This is a genomic window from Microbacterium sp. Bi128, from assembly GCF_918698205.1.
In genome coordinates, this window is record NZ_CAKKMM010001425.1 from 1 (window position 1) to 1,287 (window position 1,287).

Here is a 1,287-nt window from a genome sequence, read left to right on the forward strand (position 1 = left end):
ACGGTTGTCAGGGCGCGGCACGTGTGTCCGGTCAGCGCCCGGACATCCCATTCGCCCAGTGCCGGCCGCGACCACGCCTGGTGCGGTACCTGCCCGGCGAGCTCCATGAATGCCTGGGCCGCTCCCGCGTATCGGGCCCTGACCGCCTCTGCGTCCGTACCCTCCGGGTCCATGACTTCTCCGTCCATAGCCTCGATTAATACCGTTGCCGGCACCCGCGGACAAGCCCGGTCCGTGCGCCGGCGGCATCCCGGTCCGGCCCATGTGACCTGAAACATTTTGCGCCCGGGCGGCGCGGCCGTATCATTAGTTCTAGTCAATGTGACTATAACTAATCCGGCGGTCGGGCCGGATCCAGCCGGGCAGTCCATCGCGGGACCCGCCCGGGACCTCAGAGGGCGGGTAGATCACCGTTTACACCACAGCAGCCAACGTCTCGGAGCGCCAGACCGCGCCGCCGTCGCTGGCCATCTCCACGGTGATCTTTGCGCTGCGTCCCAGCGAACGCTCCGGGCGGCCCACGCTGTGGATCCCGCTGGTGCGCCGGATCCGCGAACCGTTCAAGGGCCTCTGGGCGCTGCCGGGTGGCCCGCTCACGCACTCCGAGTCACTCCAGGACGCCGCCTCGCGGAACCTGCGCGAGACCACCGGGCTGGCCCCGAACTACCTCGAACAGCTCTACGCCTTTGGCGGGCTGCACCGCTCGCCCACCCAGCGCGTCGTCTCGATCGTGTACTGGGCACTCGTCCAGCCCACGGAGGCCGCGCTGGCCGACGAATCGGAGAACGTGCGCTGGTTCCGCGCCGACAGGCTGGACGGGCTGGCCTTCGACCACAACTCGATCGTCGACTACGCGCTGTGGCGGCTGCGCAACAAGATGGCCTACGGATCCATCGCCTACCACCTGCTGGGCGAGTACTTCACCCTCGCCCAGGTCCGGGAGGTCTACGAGGCCGTCCTGGACCGCGAACTCGATCCCGCCAACTTCCGCCGGCAGGTCAAGGCCACGCCGGAAATCGAAGAAACCGACCATTATCTGCAGGGCGGCAAGCACCGCCCGCCCCGCCTCTACCGCTTCACCGGCCGCCCAGGCCTCGACCCAGACAACAGGAGCACACCATGAGCAGCGTCAACACGGCAATCCAGCTGATCACGCGCGAGCAGGCCACCACTCTGGCACAAGGCGCGGCCGCCTCCACCTGCAGCCCCGCGCTGGCCCGCGGGCCCTGGGACTACGACCTCGCCGAGGCCCTCGCCGGCGTGCCCGCCTACGGGCCGGGTGCCTCC

1 protein-coding gene and 1 pseudogene are annotated in these 1,287 nt (G+C 69.1%); both read left to right on the plus strand.

The window, feature by feature from the left end:
* Positions 1-406: 406 nt before the first annotated feature.
* Positions 407-1,123: an NUDIX domain-containing protein gene (locus LQV45_RS33350; protein WP_230012031.1), complete on the plus strand. Its 717-nt coding sequence runs from the start codon at positions 407-409 to the stop codon at positions 1,121-1,123.
* A pseudogene (locus LQV45_RS33355) lies at positions 1,120-1,287 on the plus strand (quinolinate synthase NadA); the annotation flags it as partial. The gene LQV45_RS33350 and the pseudogene LQV45_RS33355, both read left to right, overlap by 4 nt.